The following is a 21,219-nucleotide window of genomic DNA, read 5'->3' as shown; positions in this document are numbered from 1 at the left end:
CTACCTATTCTCCCCTAAATGGGGTATAATATAGGTAGCATTTTTATGTATTTCATCTCCCTAAAGCCTTTCCTTTCAGGATGAAACAGGGATGATTTAAAAGAAAATTAAAGAAATGTGAAAGGTTTTTCTATGAAAATTTTAATTGTAGAAGATGAAGAGATGATTCGTGAGGGAATCAGTGACTATTTGACAGATTGTGGTTATGAGACCATTCAGGCTGCGGACGGCGAGGAAGCCCTAGAACAATTTTCCAGCTATGAAGTAGCACTAGTTTTACTGGATATCCAGATGCCCAAGCTCAATGGTTTAGAAGTCCTAGCGGAGATTCGTAAGACCAGTCAGGTTCCTGTTTTGATGCTGACAGCCTTTCAGGATGAAGAATACAAGATGAGTGCTTTTGCTTCTCTAGCAGACGGCTATCTGGAAAAACCCTTCTCCCTCTCCCTCTTAAAAGTGAGGGTAGACGCGATTTTCAAGCGCTACTACGATACAGGACGAGTCTTCTCCTATAAGGACACCAAGGTGGACTTTGAGAGTTACAGTGCAAGCCTCGCAGGTCAAGAAGTGGCCATTAATGCCAAAGAGTTGGAAATTTTGGACTATCTGGTAAAAAATGAAGGACGAGTCTTGACCCGCTCTCAGATTATTGATGCCGTCTGGAAGGTGACAGATGAGGTTCCCTTTGACCGTGTCATTGATGTTTACATCAAGGAACTGCGGAAAAAGCTAGACTTGGATTGTATCCTCACAGTGCGCAATGTTGGTTATAAATTGGAGCGAAAATGAAACGAACAGGTTTATTTACAAAGATATTTATCTATACCTTCTCGATTTTTAGTGTTCTGGTTATTTGTCTTCATTTAGCTATTTATTTTCTCTTTCCGTCAACTTATCTGAGTCATCGTCAGGAAACCATTGGCCAGAAAGCGACAGCCATTGCCCAGTCCCTAGAAGGAAAGGATAGGCAGAGTATCGAGCAAGTCTTAGACTTGTATTCCCAGACTAGTGATATCAAGGGGGCCGTCAAGGGAGAGATGACTGAGGACAAGTTAGAGGTCAAGGACAATCTTCCACTAGACGCGAATCGCCAGACCACCTCTCTCTTTATCGAGGAGCGTGAGGTGACAACCCAAGATGGTAGCACTATGACACTTCAATTTCTAGCTTCCATGGACCTGCAAAAGGAAGCAGAGCAGATTAGTCTCCAATTTCTCCCTTATACCTTGCTGGCATCCTTTCTGATTTCCCTCTTGGTAGCCTACATCTACGCTCGAACCATTGTTGCCCCGATTTTGGAAATCAAGCGGGTGACCCGTCGGATGATGGAACTGGATGCTCAAGTACGGTTGCGCGTGGACTCTAAGGATGAGATAGGTGATCTTAAGGAACAGATCAATAGCCTTTACCAGCATCTCTTGACTGTCATTGCGGACTTGCATGACAAGAATGAAGCTATTCTCCAGCTGGAGAAGATGAAGGTTGAGTTCCTACGAGGGGCCTCTCATGAATTGAAAACACCTCTGGCTAGTCTCAAAATCCTAATCGAAAATATGAAAGAAAATGTCGGCCGTTATAAGGATAGAGACCACTATCTTGGAGTTGCCTTGGGAATTGTGGATGACCTCAGTCACCACGTTCTCCAGATACTTTCTCTTTCTTCTGTTCAGGAATTGCGAGAGGAGAAGGAGAACATTGACCTAGTCCAGATGACGCAAAGTCTGGTCAAGGATTATGCTTTGCTCGCCAAGGAGAGAGAACTTCAGGTGGACATTAGCCTAACCTATCAGCAGGCTTACATAAACCCATCTGTTATGAAACTGATATTATCGAATCTCATCAGCAATGCTATCAAGCACTCCACTCCAGGCGGCTTGGTTCGAATTGGTGAAAGAGAAGGGGAGCTCTATATCGAGAATAGCTGTAGTCCTGAAGAACAAGAAAAACTGGCCCAGTCTTTTTCTGACAATGCTAGTCGCAAGGCCAAGGGTTCGGGGATGGGGATCTTTGTGGTCAAAAGTTTATTAGAACATGAGAAATTACCTTATCATTTTGAGATGCAGGGCGATCGCTTGAGTTTCTTCATACGTTATCCCAAAGTCACTCAGGACTAAGGAGAAGAAAGGGGTTACATTGATTGGATTGGAAGAAATTCAATCTAAAGTATGGGAAAAACTAGCTTTTTTTATCAAAAAGTGATAAAATGAACAATGTAAATGGGATGTCCCAAAAAATATATAGGAGGCCTGACAAATGGCAATCGTTTCAGCAGAAAAATTTGTCCAAGCAGCTCGTGACAACGGTTATGCAGTTGGTGGATTTAACACAAACAACCTTGAGTGGACTCAAGCTATCTTGCGCGCAGCAGAAGCTAAAAAAGCTCCAGTTTTGATCCAAACTTCAATGGGTGCTGCTAAATACATGGGTGGTTACAAAGTTGCTCGCAACTTGATCGCTAACCTTGTTGAGTCAATGGGTATCACTGTACCAGTAGCTATTCACCTTGACCACGGTCACTACGAAGATGCACTTGAGTGTATCGAAGTTGGTTACACTTCAATCATGTTTGACGGTTCACACCTTCCAGTTGAAGAAAACCTTAAATTGGCTAAAGACGTTGTTGAAAAAGCACACGCTAAAGGTATCTCAGTAGAAGCTGAAGTTGGTACTATCGGTGGTGAAGAAGACGGTATCATCGGTAAAGGTGAATTGGCTCCAATCGAAGACGCTAAAGCAATGGTTGCAACTGGTATTGACTTCTTGGCAGCTGGTATCGGTAACATCCACGGTCCTTACCCAGCAAACTGGGAAGGTCTTGACCTTGACCACTTGAAGAAATTGACAGAAGCTCTTCCAGGCTTCCCAATCGTATTGCACGGTGGTTCAGGTATTCCTGATGACCAAATCCAAGCAGCTATCAAACTTGGTGTTGCGAAAGTTAACGTTAACACTGAATGCCAAATCGCATTCGCTAACGCAACTCGTAAATTTGCTCGTGACTACGAAGCAAACGAAGCAGAATACGACAAGAAAAAACTCTTCGACCCACGTAAATTCTTGGCTGACGGTGTAAAAGCTATCCAAGCATCAGTTGAAGAACGTATCGACGTATTCGGTTCAGAAGGTAAAGCTTAATCTAGCTGAATAATACAATACAGAAACCTGCCCATTGGGTGGGTTTTTTGGTTTTCTTTTACCGTATTCGTTGACTTTCTATATTGTATTACTTCACTTATTTTAGTAATACTTTCTATAGTGAAATCTAGCATCAGACTAATTAAGCAATTATTTAATTATTAATAAAAACAATGTCAAATACGATGATGTAAAATTTGTTACCTAGGAATATTTTTGTTATACTAAAAAGAGAAGTTATCATGATAATAGATTTTTAATGATTAAGTATTTTATTGTTATGAGTATTCATAATTATTAATTATATTGAAAGGATTTTTTATGGATAGAGAAGAGTATAGAACGACTCCAGATTTTTTTAAATCTTTAGATATTGTAAAAAGTTTTGTTAGTGATGCATTAAATGGAGACGTTAATATGTTAAAAAATGAGGATATTACTCTTCTTGTTAATAGAATTAGTGATCGAGAAAAAAGAAACTTTTATTTTGGTAGTATAGCTGATCCTGACATGTATTACATAACTCAGGCAATATATATATTGATTTGGGGACATGTTTTTGATTTAACTTTTGAAAAATTAGGTTCCTGGGGGGCAGTAGAACATCCTTTTAGAGGAGATACAATGAATTCTTTTAATAGTGTTTTTGGAAAGGAATATTTAATTGCCAAAAGATATAAAGTAAATAAAAACTTATTGAAAAATATTGAAGAATATTTAAGTTTATACCACTCTATTGGTAATTTTATTGTGATACCTAACAAATTAAATTTAAATAGGCAGAGAGCGAACTACTATACTCTTCAAGATTATTTTGATAGCTTTCTTGGAGCATTGTTTCAGTATAAGTATCCGGATATAGAAACTGAGTATAGAACCTTTTCTGAAGTATTACATTCTTCGTTAATAGAAAATACTATTTTTAATAAAATTGAATTTAAAAAATATATATATGATTTCTTTTTGGAAAGCTATGTAGAAGACGGAAAACCGTACAATGTTTTTGATATACCTCTTGAAATTCGAAGAAAAGAGTATATTGGCAGAAATAGACGTTCTCGGTCTGACTTTATTACTAGAGATGAATATATCGATTTGGCGTCTAATTACTATAATAAATCAAAGGAGATAATTAGTTATAGAGCAGAATGTATAGTAGATGTTTTGAAGAATGAAATTGAAAATAGTTGACTAAGTTCTGTACAAGATAGTTTATGTTATCTAAATAGATTAAATGGATTATGGATTCAATAATGTTAGTTACCATCAATCCAGATTATAAAGTTAAGAGTAGTTTTAGCTCACTTTTTCTCAGGTAGTTCCTACTTTTAGTCAACACAGGTACATTACTTTAAATCATAGAAGTTAATAGTTTATAAGTAAACTATTATATAGAAAGGTTAGCATACACTGAATTACTTCTCCATCAAACAAGGACATTTAGTTCATAGAAAAAAATTAAATTTTGTCCCCAATTTGCCTTGCTTTTTAAGAACTAAAGAGTGTAATTAATAATCGTTCCAATACAGTGTGGGGAGAAGAATACCTGAATATAGCCCTTTTTAGTGTATGAGAAAGTATAGTGAATAAATGATTTAGGTTCAGAAGGTAAAGCATAATCTAGCTGAACAATACATACAGAACCTGCCCATTGGGTGGGTTTTTTGCTGTTTTAAAGAAATTATCAAACCAGAATTTTTGTTTAAAAGTATGATTTTAAGAGAGAAATCTCTAATTTCATAATCTATAGGCAAACGCTTGCATTCTAGTTTTTATTGGACTATAATAGGTTGGTATAAAGCCTTCTGTAGTAATAAAATGTAGAAGTTGTAGAAAGTAAGGATTTAGATATTTGTAGTCAAAAATACAATGTTGCTATTCCTTGCGATAGGGAGAGATTTATGGCAATGATAGAAGTGGAACATCTTCAGAAAAATTTTGTGAAGACAGTGAAGGAGCCGGGGTTAAAGGGAGCTTTGCGCTCCTTTATTCATCCTGAAAAGCAGACCTTTGAAGCGGTCAAGGATTTGACCTTTGAGGTTCCCAAGGGGCAGATTTTAGGCTTTATCGGGGCCAATGGTGCTGGGAAGTCGACAACCATCAAAATGCTGACAGGAATTTTAAAACCGACATCTGGTTTTTGTCGGATTAACGGCAAGATTCCACAGGACAATCGTCAAGACTATGTCAAGGATATCGGGGTTGTCTTTGGACAACGCACCCAGCTATGGTGGGATTTGGCACTGCAAGAGACCTATACGGTCTTGAAAGAGATATACGATGTGCCAGACTCGCTCTTTCATAAACGCATGGATTTTTTGAATGAAGTCTTGGATTTGAAGGAATTTATCAAGGATCCTGTGCGAACTCTTTCACTGGGGCAACGGATGAGGGCGGACATTGCGGCTTCCTTGCTTCACAATCCCAAGGTTCTCTTTTTAGATGAGCCGACCATTGGTTTGGATGTTTCGGTCAAGGACAATATTCGTCGGGCAATTACTCAGATCAATCAAGAGGAAGAAACAACCATTCTCTTGACCACTCACGACCTGAGCGACATTGAGCAACTCTGTGATCGAATTTTTATGATTGATAAGGGGCAAGAGATTTTTGATGGAACGGTTAGCCAGCTCAAGGAAACCTTTGGCAAGATGAAGACTCTTTCCTTTGAACTGCTACCAGGGCAAAGTCATCTTGTCTCTCACTATGAAGGCTCTTCGGATATGACCATTGATAGACAAGGAAACAGTCTCAATATTGAATTCGATAGTTCCCGCTACCAGTCGGCTGATATTATCAAGCAAACCCTGTCTGATTTTGAAATCCGCGATTTGAAGATGGTAGATACGGATATCGAGGATATTATCCGTCGCTTCTACCGAAAGGAGCTCTAAGATGGTCAAATTGTGGAGACGTTATAAACCCTTTATCAATGCAGGTGTTCAGGAGTTGATCACCTATCGAGTCAACTTTATTCTCTACCGGATTGGGGATGTTATGGGAGCTTTTGTGGCTTTTTATCTCTGGAAGGCTGTCTTTGATTCCTCGCAGGAGTCTTTGATTCAGGGCTTTAGTATGGCAGATATCACCCTCTACATCATCATGAGTTTTGTGACCAATCTGTTGACCAGGTCAGATAGCTCCTTTATGATCGGGGAGGAGGTCAAGGATGGTTCCATTATCATGCGTTTGTTGCGACCAGTGCATTTTGCGGCTTCTTACCTCTTTACAGAGCTTGGATCCAAGTGGTTGATTTTTATCTCTGTTGGACTGCCATTTTTAAGTGTTATTGTCTTGATGAAAATCTTATCTGAGCAAGGGATAGTAGAAGTGCTGGGACTAACTACCCTTTATCTTTTTAGCTTAACGCTGGCCTATCTGATTAACTTTTTCTTTAATATCTGCTTTGGATTTTCAGCCTTTGTGTTTAAAAATCTATGGGGTTCCAATCTACTCAAGACTTCCATAGTGGCCTTTATGTCTGGAAGTTTGATTCCCCTGGCTTTCTTTCCAAAGATTGTTTCTGATATCTTGTCCTTCTTGCCTTTTTCATCCTTGATCTACACTCCTGTCATGATCATTGTTGGGAAATACGATGCCAATCAGATTCTTCAAGCTATCTTGCTACAGGTTTTCTGGCTCATAGTGATGGCGGGCTTGTCTCAGCTGATTTGGAAACGAGTCCAGTCATTCATCACCATTCAAGGAGGTTAGTATGAAAAAATATCAACGCATGCACCTGATTTTTATCAGACAATACATCAAGCAAATCATGGAATACAAGGTCGATTTTGTGGTGGGCGTGTTAGGAGTTTTTCTAACTCAAGGCCTGAACCTCTTGTTTCTCAATGTACTCTTTCAACACATCCCCTCGCTAGAAGGCTGGACTTTTCAAGAAATCGCCTTTATCTATGGATTTTCCTTAATTCCCAAGGGATTGGACCATCTCTTTTTTGACAATCTCTGGGCACTGGGGCAACGTTTGGTGCGAAAAGGAGAGTTTGACAAGTACCTGACGCGTCCTATCAATCCTCTTTTTCACATCTTGGTTGAGACCTTTCAGATTGATGCCTTGGGCGAACTATTGGTCGGTGGTATTTTGTTAGCGACCACAGTGTCTAGCATTGGTTGGACTCTTCCAAAATTCCTGATTTTTCTAGTCTGTATTCCTTTTGCGACCTTGATCTATACTTCCTTGAAAATCGCGACTGCCAGTATCGCTTTTTGGACCAAGCAGTCAGGTGCCATGATTTACATTTTTTATATGTTTAATGACTTTGCCAAGTACCCAATTTCCATTTACAATTCGCTTCTTCGTTGGTTAATTAGCTTTATCGTACCTTTCGCCTTTACAGCCTACTATCCTGCCAGCTATTTCTTGCAGGACAAAGACGGGCTCTTTAACATTGGTGGGTTGATTTTGATTTCCCTTGTCTTCTTTGTCATTTCTTTGAAACTATGGGACAAGGGCTTAGATGCCTACGAAAGTGCTGGTTCTTAAGAGATAAAATAGAATGAGATTTAAAAATTAAATATGTTACAAACAACCGTTGAAAATTATTGCGGTTGTTTTTGCATGTTTATTAAGGCATAAATTCTGTCCATACCCCTTTTTGCGATTTTGGTAGTTATTCCAGTTGATTGATAATATTTTTGATGGCACGAATGAGTTTATATTGTAGCCAGTTAACTATAAAATTTATTGACTAGATTTTTTGTTAATATGGATTAAAAAAAAAATTAACCCAGGTTAATTTTTCTTGACTTAAATTTTTTTAATTGATATACTATTTTTCAGAGAGCTAACAATTATATATAAATGTACTACTCTATCCCACTAGATAATACGTCATAAAACTTTTTATAACAAAGGCTAGCAAGGTTAAAGTTTTCTATCTATTGGGTTTAAAATAAAAAATGAAGGAATTATAATGAAAAAAAGTACGGTATTGTCATTAACTACTGCTGCAGTTATTTTAGCAGCATATGCCCCCAATGAGGTGATTTTAGCAGATACAACTAGTTCTGAAGATGCTTTAAGAATTTCTGATAAAGAAAAAGTAGTAGCAGATAAAGAAACAAAAAACAATGAACAATCTGAAGAACTTCATAATGTTATAGAAACTTCAAAGGATACTGAAGAGAAGAAGACAACAGTTATTGAGGAAAAAGAAGTTGTTAGTAGAAAGTCTGAGATAGACAAAAAAACTAGTAACGAAGGAGCAAGTATCAAAGAAGACTCCAATCAATCCAAAGGAGATGATGCGAATTCATTTGTAAATAAAGATACAGAAAATCCGAAAAAAGAAGATAATAAAGTTGTCTATATTGCTGAATTTAAAGATAAAGAATCTGGAGAAAAAGTAATTAAGGAACTATCCAATCTGAAGGATACAAAAGTTTTATATACCTATAATACGATTTTTAATGGCACCGCCATTGAAACAACTCCAGATAATTTGGACAAAATTAAACAAATAGAAGGTGTTTCGTCGGTTGAAAGGTCACAAAAAGTCCAACCAATGATGAATCATGCCAGAAAGGAAATTGGAGTTGAGGAAGCTATTGATTACCTAAAGTCTATCAATGCTCCATTTGGGAAAAATTTTGATGGTAGAGGTATGGTCATTTCAAATATCGATACTGGAACAGATTATAGGCATAAGGCTATGAGGATCGATGATGATGCCAAAGACTCGATGAAATTTAAAAAAGATGACTTAAAAGGTACTGATAAAAATTATTGGTTGAGTGATAAAATCCCTCATGCGTTCAATTATTATAATGGTGGTAAAATCACTGTAGAAAAATATGATGATGGAAGGGATTATTTTGACCCACATGGGATGCATATTGCAGGGATTCTTGCTGGAAATGATACTGAAAAAGACATCAAGAACTTTAATGGCATAGATGGAATTGCGCCTAATGCACAAATTTTCTCTTATAAAATGTACTCTGACGCAGGATCTGGGTTTGCGGGTGATGAAACAATGTTTCATGCTATTGAAGATTCGATCAAACACAATGTCGATGTTGTTTCGGTATCATCTGGTTTTACAGGAACCGGTCTTGCAGGTGAAAAATATTGGGAGGCTATTAGAGCATTAAGAAAAGCTGGAATCCCAATGGTTGTTGCTACAGGTAATTTTGCGACTTCTGCTTCAAGTTCTTCTTGGGATTTAGTAGCCAATAATAATCTGAAAATGACAGATACTGGAAATGTAACACGAACTGCCGCACATGAAGATGCAATAGCGGTCGCTTCTGCTAAAAATCAAACCATTGAGTTTGATAAAGTTAACATAGGTGGACAAAGTTTTAAATACAGAAATATAGGGGCTTTTTTCGATAAAAATAAAATCCTAACAAATGAGGATGGCTCAAAAACTCCAAATAAATTAAAATTTGTATATATAGGCAAAGGTCAAGACCAAGATTTGATAGGCTTGGATCTTAAGGGCAAAATTGCAGTAATGGATAGAATTTATACCAAGGATTTAAAAGATGCTTTTAAAAGAGCAACGGATAAAGGTGCACGTGCTATTATGGTTGTAAATACTGTAAATTACTACAATAGAGATAATTGGACAGACCTTCCAGCTATGGGATATGAAGCGGATGAAGGGACTAAAAGTCAAGTATTTTCAATTTCAGGAGATGATGGTGTAAAATTATGGAACATGATTAACCCTGATAAAAAAACTGAAGTCAAAAGAAATAATAAGGAAGATTTTAAAGATAACTTAGAACAATACTATCCAATTGATATGGAAAGCTATAATTCTAATAAACCGAATGTAGGTGATGAAAAAGAAATTGACTTTAAATTTGCAGCTGACACAGACAAAGAACTTTATAAAGAAGATATTATAGTCCCAGCAGGGTCTACATCTTGGGGGCCAAGAACAGACTTGCTTTTAAAACCGGATGTTTCAGCACCTGGTAAAAATATTAAATCCACTCTAAATGTTATCAATGGTAAATCCACTTATGGTTATATGTCAGGAACTAGTATGGCAACTCCAATCGTAGCAGCTTCTACTGTTTTGATTCGACCAAAATTAAAGGAATTGCTTGAAAGACCTGTCTTGAAAAATCTTAAGGGAGATGACAAAATAGACCTTACAAGTCTTACAAAAATAGCTCTACAAAATACTGCAAGACCTATGATGGATGCAACCTCTTGGAAAGAAAAGAGTCAATACTATGCATCGCCTAGACAGCAGGGAGCGGGACTAATTAATGTTGCCAACGCTTTGAGAAATGAAGTTGTAGCAACTTTCAAAAATACTGATTCTAAAGGTTTGGTAAATTCATATGGTTCCATTTCTCTTAAAGAAATAAAAGGTGATAAAAAATACTTTACAATTAAGCTTCACAATACATCAAATAGACCTTTAACCTTTAAAGTTTCTGCATCAACTGTAACTACAGATGCTCTAACTGATAGGCTAAAACTCGATGAAACATATAAAGATGAAAAATCTCCGGACGGGAAGCAAATTGTTCCAGAAATTCACCCAGAAAAAGTCAAAGGAGCAAATATCACATTTGAGCATGATACTTTCACTATAGGCCCAAATTCTAGCTTTGATTTAAATGCGGTTATAAATGTTGGAGAGGCAAAAAATAAAAATAAATTTGTAGAATCATTTATTCATTTTGAGTCAGTGGAAGAAATGGAAGCTCTAAACTCCAACGGTAAGAAAAGAAACTTCCAACCTTCTTTATCGATGCCTCTAATGGGATTTGCTGGGAATTGGAACCACGAACCAATCCTTGATAAATGGGCTTGGGAAGAAGGGTCAAAATCAAAAGCAATGGAAGGTTATGATGATGATGGTAAACCAAAAATTCCAGGTACCTTAAATAAGGGGATTGGTGGAGAACATGGTATAGATAAATTTAATCCAGCAGGAGTTATACAAAACAGAAAAGATAAAAATACAACATCCCTAGATCAAAATCCAGAATTATTTGCTTTCAATAACGAAGGAATCAACGCACCATCAACGAGTGGTTCTAATATTGCTAAAATTTATCCTTTAGATTCAAATGGAAATCCTCAAGATGCTCAACTTGAGAGAGGATTAACGCCTTCTCCACTTGTATTAAGAAGTGCAGAAGAAGGAGTGATTTCAATAGTAAATACAAATAAAGAAGGAGAAAATCAAAGAGACTTAAAAGTCATTTCGAGAGAACACTTTATTAAAGGAATTTTAAACTCTAAAAGAAATGATGCAAAGGGCATTAAATCATCTAAACTAAAAGTTTGGGGTGACTTGAAATGGGATGGACTTATTTATAACCCTAGAGGTAGAGAAGAAAATGCCCCAGAAAGTAATGACAAAAAAGATCCTGCTACTAAGATACGAGGACAATTTGAACCGATTGCGGAAGGCCAATATTTCTATAAATTTAAATATAGGTTAACCAAGGATTACCCATGGCAGGTTTCCTATATTCCTGTAAAAATTGATAACACCCCTCCAAAGATTGTTTCAATTGATTTTTCAAACCCTGAAAAAATTAAGTTGATTACAAAGGATACTTATCACAAGGTCAAAGAGCAATACAAGAATGAAACGCTATTTGCGAGAGATCAAAAAGAACATCCTGAAAAATTTGACGAAATTGCCAACGAAGTTTGGTATGCTGGCGCCGCTCTTGTTAATGAAGATGGAGAGGTTGAGAAAAATCTTGAAGTCACTTATGCAGGTGAGGGTCAAGGAAGAAATAGAAAACTTGACAAAGACGGAAATACCATTTATGAAATCAAAGGTGCAGGAGATTTAAGAGGCAAAATCATTGAAGTGATTGCATTAGACGGTTCTAGCAATTTCACAAAGATTCATAGAATTAAATTTGCTGATCATGCTGATGAAAATGGGATGATTTCCTATTATCTAGTAGATCCTGATCAAGATTCATCTAAATACCAAAAGCTTGGCGAGATTTCCGAATCTAAATTTAAAAATTTAGAAAATAGAAAAGAGGATAGTCTTAAAAAAGATACAACTGAAGTAGAACATCATCAAGAAAATGAAGAGGCTACCGAAGAAAAATCTAGCTTGACTATTCATAAAACAATTTCAACAATTAGAGACTTTGAAAGCAAAGATTTAAAGAAACTCATTAAAAAGAAATTTAGAGAAGTTGATGACTTTACAAGTGAAACTGGTAAGAGAATAGAGGAATACGATTATAAATACGATGATAAGGGAAATATCATTGCTTATGACGATGGTAGTGCCTTACAATATGAAACTGAAAAACTTGATGAAATCAAATCAAAAATTTATGGTGTTTTAAGCCCGTCTAAAGATGGACACTTTGAAATTCTTGGAAAGATCAGTAATGTTTCTAAAAATGCCAAGGTGTATTATGGAAATAACTATAAATCTTTAGAAATCAAAACGACCAAGTATGATTCCCACTCAAAAACGATGACATTTGATTTATACGCTAATATTAATGATATTGTGGATGGATTAGCTTTTGCAGGCGATATGAGGTTTTTTGTCAAAGATGATGATCAGATAAAAGCTGAAACTAAAATTAGAATGCCTGAAAAAAATAAGGAAACTAAAGCAGAATATCCGTATGCATCAAGTTATGGGAATGTAATAGAATTAGGAGAAGGAGATCTTTCAAAAAATAAACCAAACAATTTAACGGACATGGAATCTGGTAAAATCTATTCTGATTCAGAAAAACAACAATATCTATTAAAGGATAACATCATTCTAAGAAAAGGCTATGCACTAAAAGTGACTACCTATAATCCTGGAAAAACGGATATGTTAGAAGGGAATGGAGTCTATAGCAAGGAAGATATAGCAAAAATCCAAAAGGCCAATCCTAATCTAAGAGTATTATCAGAAACAACAATTTATGCTGATAGTAGAAATGTTGAAGATGGAAGAAGTACTCAATCAGTATTAATGTCGGCTTTGGACGGCTTTAACATTGTAAGGTATCAAGTGTTTACCTTTAAAATGAATGATAAAGGGGAAGCTATCGATAAAGATGGAAATCTTGTGACAGATTCTTCTAAACTGGTATTATTTGGTAAGGATGGTAAAGAGTACACTGGAGAAGATAAGTCCAATGTAGAAGCTATAAAAGAAGATGGCTCTACGTTATTTATTGATGCAAAACCAGTAAATCTTTCAATGGACAAGAACTACTTTAATCCATCCAAATCTAATAAAATTTATGTACGAAATCCAGAATTTTATTTAAGAGGTAAGATTTCTGATAAGGGTGGTTTTAACTGGGAGTTGAGAGTTAATGAATCGGTTGTAGACAATTATTTAATCTACGGAGATTTACACATTGATAACACTAGAGATTTTAACATTAAGCTTAATGTTAAAGACGGTGACATCATGGACTGGGGGATGAAAGACTATAAAGCAAATGGATTCCCAGATAAGGTAACAGATATGGATGGAAATGTTTATCTTCAAACTGGCTATAGCGATTTGAATGCGAAAGCGGTTGGAGTACACTATCAATTTTTATATGATAATGTAAAACCTGAAGTAAGCATTGATCCTAAGGGAAATACTAGTATCGAATATGCTAACGGAAAATCTGTAGTCTTTAACATCAATGATAAAAGAAATAATGGATTCGATGGTGAGATTCAAGAACAACATATTTATGTAAATGGAAAAGAATACAAATCATTTGATGATATTAAACAACTAACAGATAAGACACTAAACATTAAGATTGTTGTAAAAGATTTTGCAAGAAATACAACTGTAAAAGAATTCATTTTAAATAAAGATACGGGAGAGGTAAGTGAATTAAAACCTCATAGGGTAACCGTGACCATTCAAAATGGAGAAGAAATGATTTCAATGATAGTGTCGGAAGAAGATTTTATGTTACCTGTCTATAAGGGTGAATTAGAAAAAGGATACCAATTTGATGGTTGGGAAATTTCTGGTTTCGAAGGGAAAAAAGACGCCGGCTATGTTCTTAATCTATCAAAAGATACCTTTATAAAACCTGTATTCAAGAAAATAGAGGAGAAAAAGGAGGAGGAAAATAAACCTACTTTTGATGTATCGAAAAAGAAAGAAAAAACACAATCTAATCCAACTAATGATGTCAACAGTATTGTTTCTGATGAGAATGATAAAAACTTTGAAATTAACAAGAACGTTTATCTAAATGAACAAGTGAACTTAACTAATAAAAATACCAACATCAATAGTAAATCAACTATTAACAATCCTAATCAGTTGCCAAAAACCGGAACAGCAAGCGGAGCCCAGACACTATTAGCTACCGGAATAATGTTTATAGTAGGAGCTTTTCTAGTATTGAAGAGAAAAAATAAAGATTAAGACAAAAGCTATAGAAAAAATGGTTTATGTACTGAGATTAGATTGTGAGGTGATGACATAGTTTTGTGAAAATTTTGATTTATAAATATATTATTTAGATTTCTATGAAAATAGGAGATTTTAAAGAGATATATGTAAAAGCCTCGTCTCAGGACAGGCTTTTTTAATCGTGATGAAAATTTCTTGACATCTATTCTCAGAGTGCTATACTAAAAGGGTAATCGCCGATTTAGCTCAGTTGGTAGAGCAACGCACTCGTAACGCGTAGGTCACAGGTTCAAGCCCTGCAATCGGCAGAATCAAGAAGTCCAAGCGGGCTTCTTTTTTTTGTAAATATAGGAAAGGTGGAACGTTTGAGATAGGATCTATTTAACGTCTGAAAATCCTGCTTATAAATAAAAACTAAAATTTATATTTTGTGGTATAATATATTTTAATAAGCACTTGTTTTCGTTCCGTTTTAGAGGACTATAGGCTGTTAATCATTCTAGAATTTTTTGCATAGGTTTTCTAAAAATTATAAAAATCCGTGGATAATAACGAATGAAGTCTCGCAAGCTTGGCTGAATATAAATCAAAAAGGAGAAAATTATGAATAAGAAAGAACGGGAAAAACAATTTGAAGAGGTCAATGGACGTAAGCGGTCTGAATCAAAGTCGGCTCCGAATAAAAATATAAAAATCTATATTGGCCTAGCACTCGCTGCTTCAGTCACTCTCATCTTGGTAAGTATTTTCTCGCATTCTTTGATTGGAAAGAAAGAGTCAAATCAAGCATCGTCTGCCGTTTCAACTACAGAGTCAACAAGTCAATCGTCTACAAGTCAAGCGTCTACAAGTCAAGGAAAAACGGATGAGACTGATAAGGATAAACAAGAGGAAATTCAAAAACTCAAGAATCAACTGACTGCTTTAGATACCAAAATTACGGAAGCAGAAGCACTTGTTAGCAAGCTAAAGAAAGAAACTGCTGTTCCAAAACTAGATATTGAAGCAATCAAGAACAATGATCTGTCTAGTTTAGAAGGTACTTGGCGTAGTCAATCTGGCAATGAATACATTATTAAGAATTCTGGAGAAGTAGATGCGACTTGGTTTACAAATGATCAAAAGTACGAATCTGTAGTTGGATTAAAGGTATCAAAAGGTCAAGATAGTCGTAACCCTGAGACAGCTTCTCTCAGTGCGTGGGTGAAAGATTCTGTTTCTGGAGGATTTGTAGTAGTTGCTGTTCCAAGTGGGGTTGTTATGCAACCTGGTGATGATGGAAAGATTACGGATAAAAGCAATCATGCTGAAGAAAGACTACTTTCGGGTCAAGATTACGGGTCTATGTTAATGAAACCAGAAGATGTTTATTACCGTGTGAAACCAGATACCAGTAAACTTGAAGAAGAAGAAAAGAATTTAGCTCAACTGCAAGCTGATCGAGAAACAATCAAATCTTCTCTAGAATCTAAGGAAAAGAAAAACTAGATGGTATTCGTTCAAAAATACTGTTACAATCGGCAGAATCAAGAAGCCCATTAGGGCTTCTTTTTCTTTTGTTACAAATACTCAACCACTTAGACAGAGATATTGACCAGATAGGCAAAAGGGCTTGTTCTTGAAAAATTCCTCTGCTATAATGGTTCATGTAAGGGACGTGAGGGGTCAGTATCAGACAACTCAAGTCAATAAAAAAGAAAATGGAGACAAAAAATGAAAAAATTATTGGGACTTGTATTTTTAGTAGCAGCAGCGCTAGTATTGTATTTCGGATCTGTTGGATGGCCAAGTTTGGATGTCAACCTCTGGTCACTCATTCCAGTAGGATTGTTCCTCTATTTCACACTAGAAAACTTTTTGAAAAAAGACTACAAGGCTAGTCTGATGTGCTTGATCATTGCCTTTATCATTGCAAATGCAATCTTTGATATTTTGCCAATTTCAAGTGGTTTGGTGATTGGTGCAGGAGTGCTAGCTTGTGTAGGACTTGGCTATCTCTTTCCTGATAAGGATAAAAAAGAAGGCAAATAAAAAGTCTCGAGATTTCTCGAGACTTTTTTACTGACCAGCGTAATATTTTTGGATCCCTTTCACGATGCCTGCGACCAGTTTATCTTGGTAGTGGCTATCTCTGATTTGTTGGTTTTCGGAGAAATTATCCATATAACCAAGCTCTAGGAGAACGGCTGGTTTGGCTGTTTCGCGTAGTACGGCATAGCTGCTTTCCAATAAGCCAGCATCCTTGGCCCCTGTTTCTGCTAAGAGAGAGGAGTGGATAGCAGCAGCGAGGCGCTTACTTTCACTAATGCGATCAGGATGGTTGTGCCAGTATTGATTAATCTTACTTGGATAATCAGGTTCATCGCTATAGGAGTATGTTTGAATACCGCTTGCTTTTGAGTAGGTATTACCAGTAGCATTGAAGTGGATACTGATAAAAATATCCGAGTTGGTTTTGTTGACCATACGGGAACGTTCTGTAATGAAATCTACATCAATATCACTATCACGTGAGGTGAGAACCTTGTAGCCTAGTTCTTCTAACTTAGTACGAAGCTTACGGTAAATCTGCATGTTGAGATCTTTTTCAGCGACATTGTAGTAAAAGGCGCCAGAATCTCGTCCGCCATGTCCGGGATCGAGGAAGATGGTCTTACTGTATTGGCCTTTTACAAATCCACCCTCAGTTGAAACTTCTGAAATCCATTGGCCGTATTTTTGGAACAGGTGTTCCTTACCGTCTATCTTGTAAGTTCCTGAAACATAATGTCCATTATCATCTAGGTAGTAGCGTGCTTTGTCAGAGTTATCGTAAATCCATTCGCTCTTTGCCATGTAACCGCCTGACTTGAGGTAGTATGCTCCAATCCACTCCTGATTTGCATAACGACCATCCGCTTTTAGTTAGAACCAGCTCTTGTAGGCTTTATCGAAGATCCACTCATTCTCCGCCATGGCTCCACTGGTTTTAAGGTAGTAGCTTTCTTTCCATTTGTCTGCTAGCATTCCACCATTCTGGTCAAATGAGTACCAGGAACCCTGAATCTTTTGCCAGTTTTGTTGGACATATCTACCTGACCCGTTCGCATAGAACCAAGTATCCTTGATTTTGACCCAGTTGTTTTCTGCCATAGCTCCGCTCTGGTTAAAGAGGTAGCCCTTGAAGGTTGTCGCACTCAGCATTCCACCGTCTTTGTCAAAGTAATACCAAGAACCGTTGATTTTCTCCCATTTGTCCTGCAAAATTTTTCCGGAAGGAGCGACATAGTACCAAATTTGGTCTAATTTAGTCCAACCCTTTTCTGCCATAGCTCCGCTTTTTGTGAGAAGATAGCCGTCAACGGAGGTGTTGCTGAGCATGCTTCCAGTTTGGTCAAAATAGTACCAGGAGCCGTTAATTTTTTTCCAGGTGTTCTGAGCTAGTCGTCCAGAAGAATCAGCATAATACCATTGGTTGTCCAATTTGGTCCAGCTATTTTCTATCATGACACCATCTTGGTCAAAGGCATAGCCTTTGTAGACAGTAGAATGAAGACGATTACCATCTTGATCGAAGTAGTACCATTTGCCTTGGATTTGTTTCCAGTTCAAAGCAGGTTTATCATCTTGGTAAAAACGCCAGTGGTGATTTTCTTGGTACCATCCTTCTTTTTTGGGCTTGTCTTCTTGCACATTTACTTTCGGAAGAACTTCTGATTTAGAGTTTTCCTCAACACTCGATTCCTTCTTTTCTTCTTTGGCAATTGCTTCCTTGACAGCAGGTGTGGATTGAGTAGTGTTTTCTTCTCCTAAGACGGATGCGGGTGCTAATCCTGCGATTGAAAGGATTAAAGCACTGGTCAGTAGTATCTTTTTCACTTTTTATTTCCTAACTTTTTCTTTTCTCTTTTTCATTTTTCCTATTAATTATCGAATTGAACTTCTTCTAGTAAGTATTCGATAAAGCGTTCGCCCATCTTAGACAGGCTGGTTTTTTCATGCTGGATATAGACTAGTTCAATCGGGTCGTCAATGTCCAGTGGAATGGAAACGATATTGTCTCCGTTGAGGTTGCTGTTCAATATCCCTGTTGCAATGGTGTAACCATCCAAACCAATCAAAAGATTAAAGAGGGTGGCACGGTCACTGACTACGATGGATTTCTTGTGGTGCTCTTGTGAAAGAATCTCCTCTGAAAAGTAGAAGGAGTTGTGCGTCCCCTGATCGTAACTGAGGTAAGGAAAATCTTCTAAATCAGCCAGTTTGACCTTGTCTTTTTTAGCTAGAGGATTGGTCTTGCTAACAAAGATATGGGGTTGAGCGGTAAAGAGGTGGTGGGCTAAGAGGTGATTGTCATCGAGCATTTTCGTTAAAACATCGCGGTTGTAGCTGTTTAAAAAGAGGACACCGACCTCGCTACGGAAGTTCTTGACGTCATCGATAATCTCCCAAGTCCGAGTTTCACGAAGGAAGAGCTCGTATTTCTCCATATCACTTTTTTTGAGCAGAGAGACAAAGGCATTGACTACAAAGGCATAGTGCTGAGAGGAAACGCTGAAAAGTTCGCGGTGGGCGACAGGATTTTTATAGCGTTCCTCCAGAAGCTGCGTTTGCTCGACAACTTGGCGAGCGTAGGAGAGAAACTCCATCCCATCACGGGTTAAGGTAATGCCCTTGGGATTGCGGATAAAGATTTCAATGCCCATTTCATTTTCCAAGTCTCGAACAGCATTAGAGAGACTGGGTTGGGTGATAAAGAGCTGCTTAGCTGCCTCATTCATAGAGCCAGTTTCGACGATTTTGATAATATAGTGTAGTTGTTGAATTCTCATGTTTTTATTGTACCATACTTGCGGAAGAATGGGCAATGAAGACGAAGAAAATAGGGGGAAAGAGCTGGTCCAGTATTGAAAAAAAGTCTAGAATCTGCTAAAATGGAAGCTATGAAAACATTCTATGATGTGCAGCAATTTCTCAAACAATTTGGCATTATTGTTTACATGGGGAAGCGTTTGTATGATATTGAACTGATGAAGCTCGAACTCTCTCGGATCTATGATGCAGGTCTGATGGACAAGCTAGACTATCTAGAGGCGGAAGCTGTTCTTCGTAGAGAGCACAAGATAGAATTAGACTACATAGAGAAAAATGGAGATAAGAACTTATGACAATTTGGATTGTTTGGGGAATCGTATTAGCGATGGTGGCATGGATGGGGTATAACTACCTTCGTATTCGTCGTGCGGCTAAGATTGTGGATAATGCGGAATTTGAAGACTTGATTCGGAAAGGGCAATTGATTGACGTCCGTGAACCAGCAGAATTTCACAGAAAACATATCCTCGGAGCTCGCAATATTCCTTCAAATCAGTTGAAGTCAAGCCTTGCAGCCCTTCGTAAGGATAAACCTGTCCTTCTCTACGAAAACCAACGCGGACAACGAGTGACCAATGCCGCACTTTATTTGAAAAAACAAGGTTTTTCTGAGATTTATATCCTTTCTTATGGATTGGATTCTTGGAAAGGGAAGATCAAGACAAGCTAACATTCTGTAAAAACTGTCGAATGAGTGATAAAGCTAGCATTTTATGGTATCATCATTTATATTAAATTTAAGGAGATTTTGTAATATGAATTCACAACAAAAGAAAAAACCTTCACTTATTTTAGGTATCTTATCTATCGTCCTTGGTTTGCTATCTCCAATAGTGGGTCTGATTTTGGGGATTATAGGATTGGTCTTGGCTTTTTCATACCAAAAAGAATCTGGACTGGACTATAAAACAGAAAAAATTCTCAATATCGTAGGACTTGTAGTTTCTGTTCTTAACTGGATTCTAGCAATCGCAATAGTTTTTAGATAAGCAAAAAAGAAAAAAGCTTTAAACATAAAGCTTTTTTCTTTTATCCACTTTTTTCTAAATAGTTTTTAATGATTTCCAATTCCTCTGGATTCAAGGGACGGTATTGCCCTTCTGCTAGTTCTGGGTTTAATGTAAAGTCACCGAATTGGACGCGTTTTAGGGCAGTCACCTTGACACCAACTGAGAGGAACATTTTTTTAACCTGATGAAATTTTCCTTCTGAGATGGTGATGGAGGCCCGGCTCTCTGTTGGGCTTGAGGACAGAATTTCGAGCTGAGCAGGTTTACAAGTGGTCCCGTCTAAAAAGACAATCCCATCTTTGAATTTTTGGATATGTTCTGGTGTGAGCAGTCCGTTGACCACCACTTGATAGGATTTATCGACATGGTACTGGGGATGAAGGAGCTGAAAACCAAGAGGTCCATTGTCTGTCAGAAGGAGCAGTCCCGTCGTGTCACGGTCTAATCTGCCGACAGCATAGAGCTGGTCAGACTGGATGTCAGGTGGAAGGAGGTCCATGACGGTTGGTAGGTCCTTATCCTGACTGGCTGTCACCACTCTACCTGGTTTATGAAGCATGAGGTAGGTGTGCTTGTATCCTTGGATTTGTCGTCCTTGAAAAACTAGTTTCTGCAATCCAGTATCGACATTTTGAGCGAGGGAGTTGGCTGGACAATCATCTACTAGGATTTCTTTTTTCAGGAGTGCCTGTTTCATAGCCTTGCGACTGATCATTTCTTGGGCTAATAATCTATCTAAACGCATACCAGCTTATCTTATCATAAGTCTCTGACTTTGAAAAGAGTTGCCTTGACTAGAAAAGTAGAGTGAAAACATTTACACTTAGCTGAACTGTGATTTTTGAATGAGACTGTGGTATAATTGT

At 37.3% G+C, this 21,219-nt stretch carries 15 protein-coding genes, 1 tRNA gene and 1 pseudogene; 14 read left to right on the top strand and 3 right to left on the bottom strand.

Features of this window, described 5'->3' with window-relative positions; all coding sequences use genetic code 11:
* Window positions 1-132 precede the first annotated feature (132 nt).
* The 11 genes from vncR to CO686_RS06580 all read left to right on the top strand — a co-directional run bounded on the left by vncR (window position 133) and on the right by CO686_RS06580 (window position 16,520).
* The gene (gene vncR / locus CO686_RS06635) at window positions 133-789 is read left to right on the top strand and encodes a response regulator transcription factor VncR (protein ID WP_049518934.1); all 657 of its coding nucleotides are present in this window, start codon (window positions 133-135) and stop codon (window positions 787-789) included.
* Window positions 786-2,114 (top strand): sensor histidine kinase VncS, encoded by a 1,329-nt coding sequence (gene vncS / locus CO686_RS06630; protein ID WP_096753640.1) that lies wholly within the window; start codon window positions 786-788, stop codon window positions 2,112-2,114. Before vncR ends, vncS begins: the two co-directional genes overlap by 4 nt.
* A 139-nt stretch (window positions 2,115-2,253) precedes the next feature.
* Window positions 2,254-3,135 (top strand): class II fructose-bisphosphate aldolase, encoded by an 882-nt coding sequence (locus CO686_RS06625; protein WP_001018995.1) that lies wholly within the window; start codon window positions 2,254-2,256, stop codon window positions 3,133-3,135.
* Between the two features lie 321 nt (window positions 3,136-3,456).
* Window positions 3,457-4,326 (top strand): hypothetical protein, encoded by an 870-nt coding sequence (locus CO686_RS06620; RefSeq protein ID WP_096753639.1) that lies wholly within the window; start codon window positions 3,457-3,459, stop codon window positions 4,324-4,326.
* Between the two features lie 710 nt (window positions 4,327-5,036).
* The gene (locus CO686_RS06610) at window positions 5,037-6,029 is read left to right on the top strand and encodes an ABC transporter ATP-binding protein (RefSeq protein WP_070569110.1); all 993 of its coding nucleotides are present in this window, start codon (window positions 5,037-5,039) and stop codon (window positions 6,027-6,029) included.
* A 1-nt stretch (window position 6,030) separates the two neighbouring features.
* The gene (locus tag CO686_RS06605; protein ID WP_096753638.1) at window positions 6,031-6,849 is read left to right on the top strand and encodes an ABC transporter permease; all 819 of its coding nucleotides are present in this window, start codon (window positions 6,031-6,033) and stop codon (window positions 6,847-6,849) included.
* A gap of 1 nt (window position 6,850) precedes the next feature.
* Window positions 6,851-7,636 (top strand): ABC transporter permease, encoded by a 786-nt coding sequence (locus tag CO686_RS06600; protein WP_096753637.1) that lies wholly within the window; start codon window positions 6,851-6,853, stop codon window positions 7,634-7,636.
* A 430-nt stretch (window positions 7,637-8,066) separates the two neighbouring features.
* A complete protein-coding gene (locus CO686_RS06595) occupies window positions 8,067-14,501 on the top strand; it encodes a S8 family peptidase (RefSeq protein ID WP_096753636.1) in 6,435 nt (2,144 codons plus the stop codon).
* A 223-nt stretch (window positions 14,502-14,724) separates the two neighbouring features.
* Window positions 14,725-14,797, top strand: a tRNA-Thr gene (locus CO686_RS06590).
* A gap of 295 nt (window positions 14,798-15,092) precedes the next feature.
* Entirely contained in the window at window positions 15,093-15,977 is an 885-nt protein-coding gene (locus CO686_RS06585; RefSeq protein WP_096753635.1) for a DUF6287 domain-containing protein, read from the top strand.
* Window positions 15,978-16,202: 225 nt separating this feature from the next.
* The gene (locus CO686_RS06580) at window positions 16,203-16,520 is read left to right on the top strand and encodes a LiaF transmembrane domain-containing protein (RefSeq protein WP_096753634.1); all 318 of its coding nucleotides are present in this window, start codon (window positions 16,203-16,205) and stop codon (window positions 16,518-16,520) included.
* 27 nt (window positions 16,521-16,547) lie between these two features.
* On the opposite strand, the pseudogene CO686_RS06575 reads toward CO686_RS06580, so the two are convergent.
* Both CO686_RS06575 and CO686_RS06570 read right to left on the bottom strand, forming a co-directional pair.
* Window positions 16,548-18,347 (bottom strand): annotated as a pseudogene (locus CO686_RS06575) (N-acetylmuramoyl-L-alanine amidase).
* A gap of 44 nt (window positions 18,348-18,391) precedes the next feature.
* Window positions 18,392-19,300 carry a LysR family transcriptional regulator gene (locus tag CO686_RS06570; RefSeq protein ID WP_001222584.1) on the bottom strand — a complete coding sequence of 303 codons (909 nt, stop codon included), beginning with the start codon at window positions 19,298-19,300 and terminating at the stop codon, window positions 18,392-18,394.
* Between the two features lie 102 nt (window positions 19,301-19,402).
* Here CO686_RS06570 and CO686_RS06565 point away from each other — a divergent pair, with 102 nt between their 5' ends.
* The 3 genes from CO686_RS06565 (at window position 19,403) to CO686_RS06555 (ending at window position 20,332) form a co-directional block, all read left to right on the top strand.
* Window positions 19,403-19,636 (top strand): YqgQ family protein, encoded by a 234-nt coding sequence (locus CO686_RS06565; protein ID WP_044135604.1) that lies wholly within the window; start codon window positions 19,403-19,405, stop codon window positions 19,634-19,636.
* Entirely contained in the window at window positions 19,633-20,013 is a 381-nt protein-coding gene (locus CO686_RS06560; RefSeq protein ID WP_000158124.1) for a rhodanese-like domain-containing protein, read from the top strand. The genes CO686_RS06565 and CO686_RS06560 overlap by 4 nt, the downstream gene beginning before the upstream one ends.
* Window positions 20,014-20,098: 85 nt before the next feature.
* Complete coding sequence (locus CO686_RS06555) at window positions 20,099-20,332, top strand: hypothetical protein (RefSeq protein ID WP_001088138.1); 234 nt, start codon at window positions 20,099-20,101, stop codon at window positions 20,330-20,332.
* Between the two features lie 40 nt (window positions 20,333-20,372).
* Here the strand turns inward: CO686_RS06555 and CO686_RS06550 are convergent, their stop codons facing one another.
* Window positions 20,373-21,098: a 16S rRNA pseudouridine(516) synthase gene (locus tag CO686_RS06550; protein WP_001235082.1), complete on the bottom strand. Its 726-nt coding sequence runs from the start codon at window positions 21,096-21,098 to the stop codon at window positions 20,373-20,375.
* Between the last annotated feature and the right edge of the window lie 121 nt (window positions 21,099-21,219).

Source organism: Streptococcus oralis, assembly GCF_002386345.1.
Lineage (GTDB): Bacteria > Bacillota > Bacilli > Lactobacillales > Streptococcaceae > Streptococcus > Streptococcus oralis_S.
Note: the sequence above shows the minus strand (reverse complement) of the source record. Positions and strands in the feature narration are given on the sequence as shown.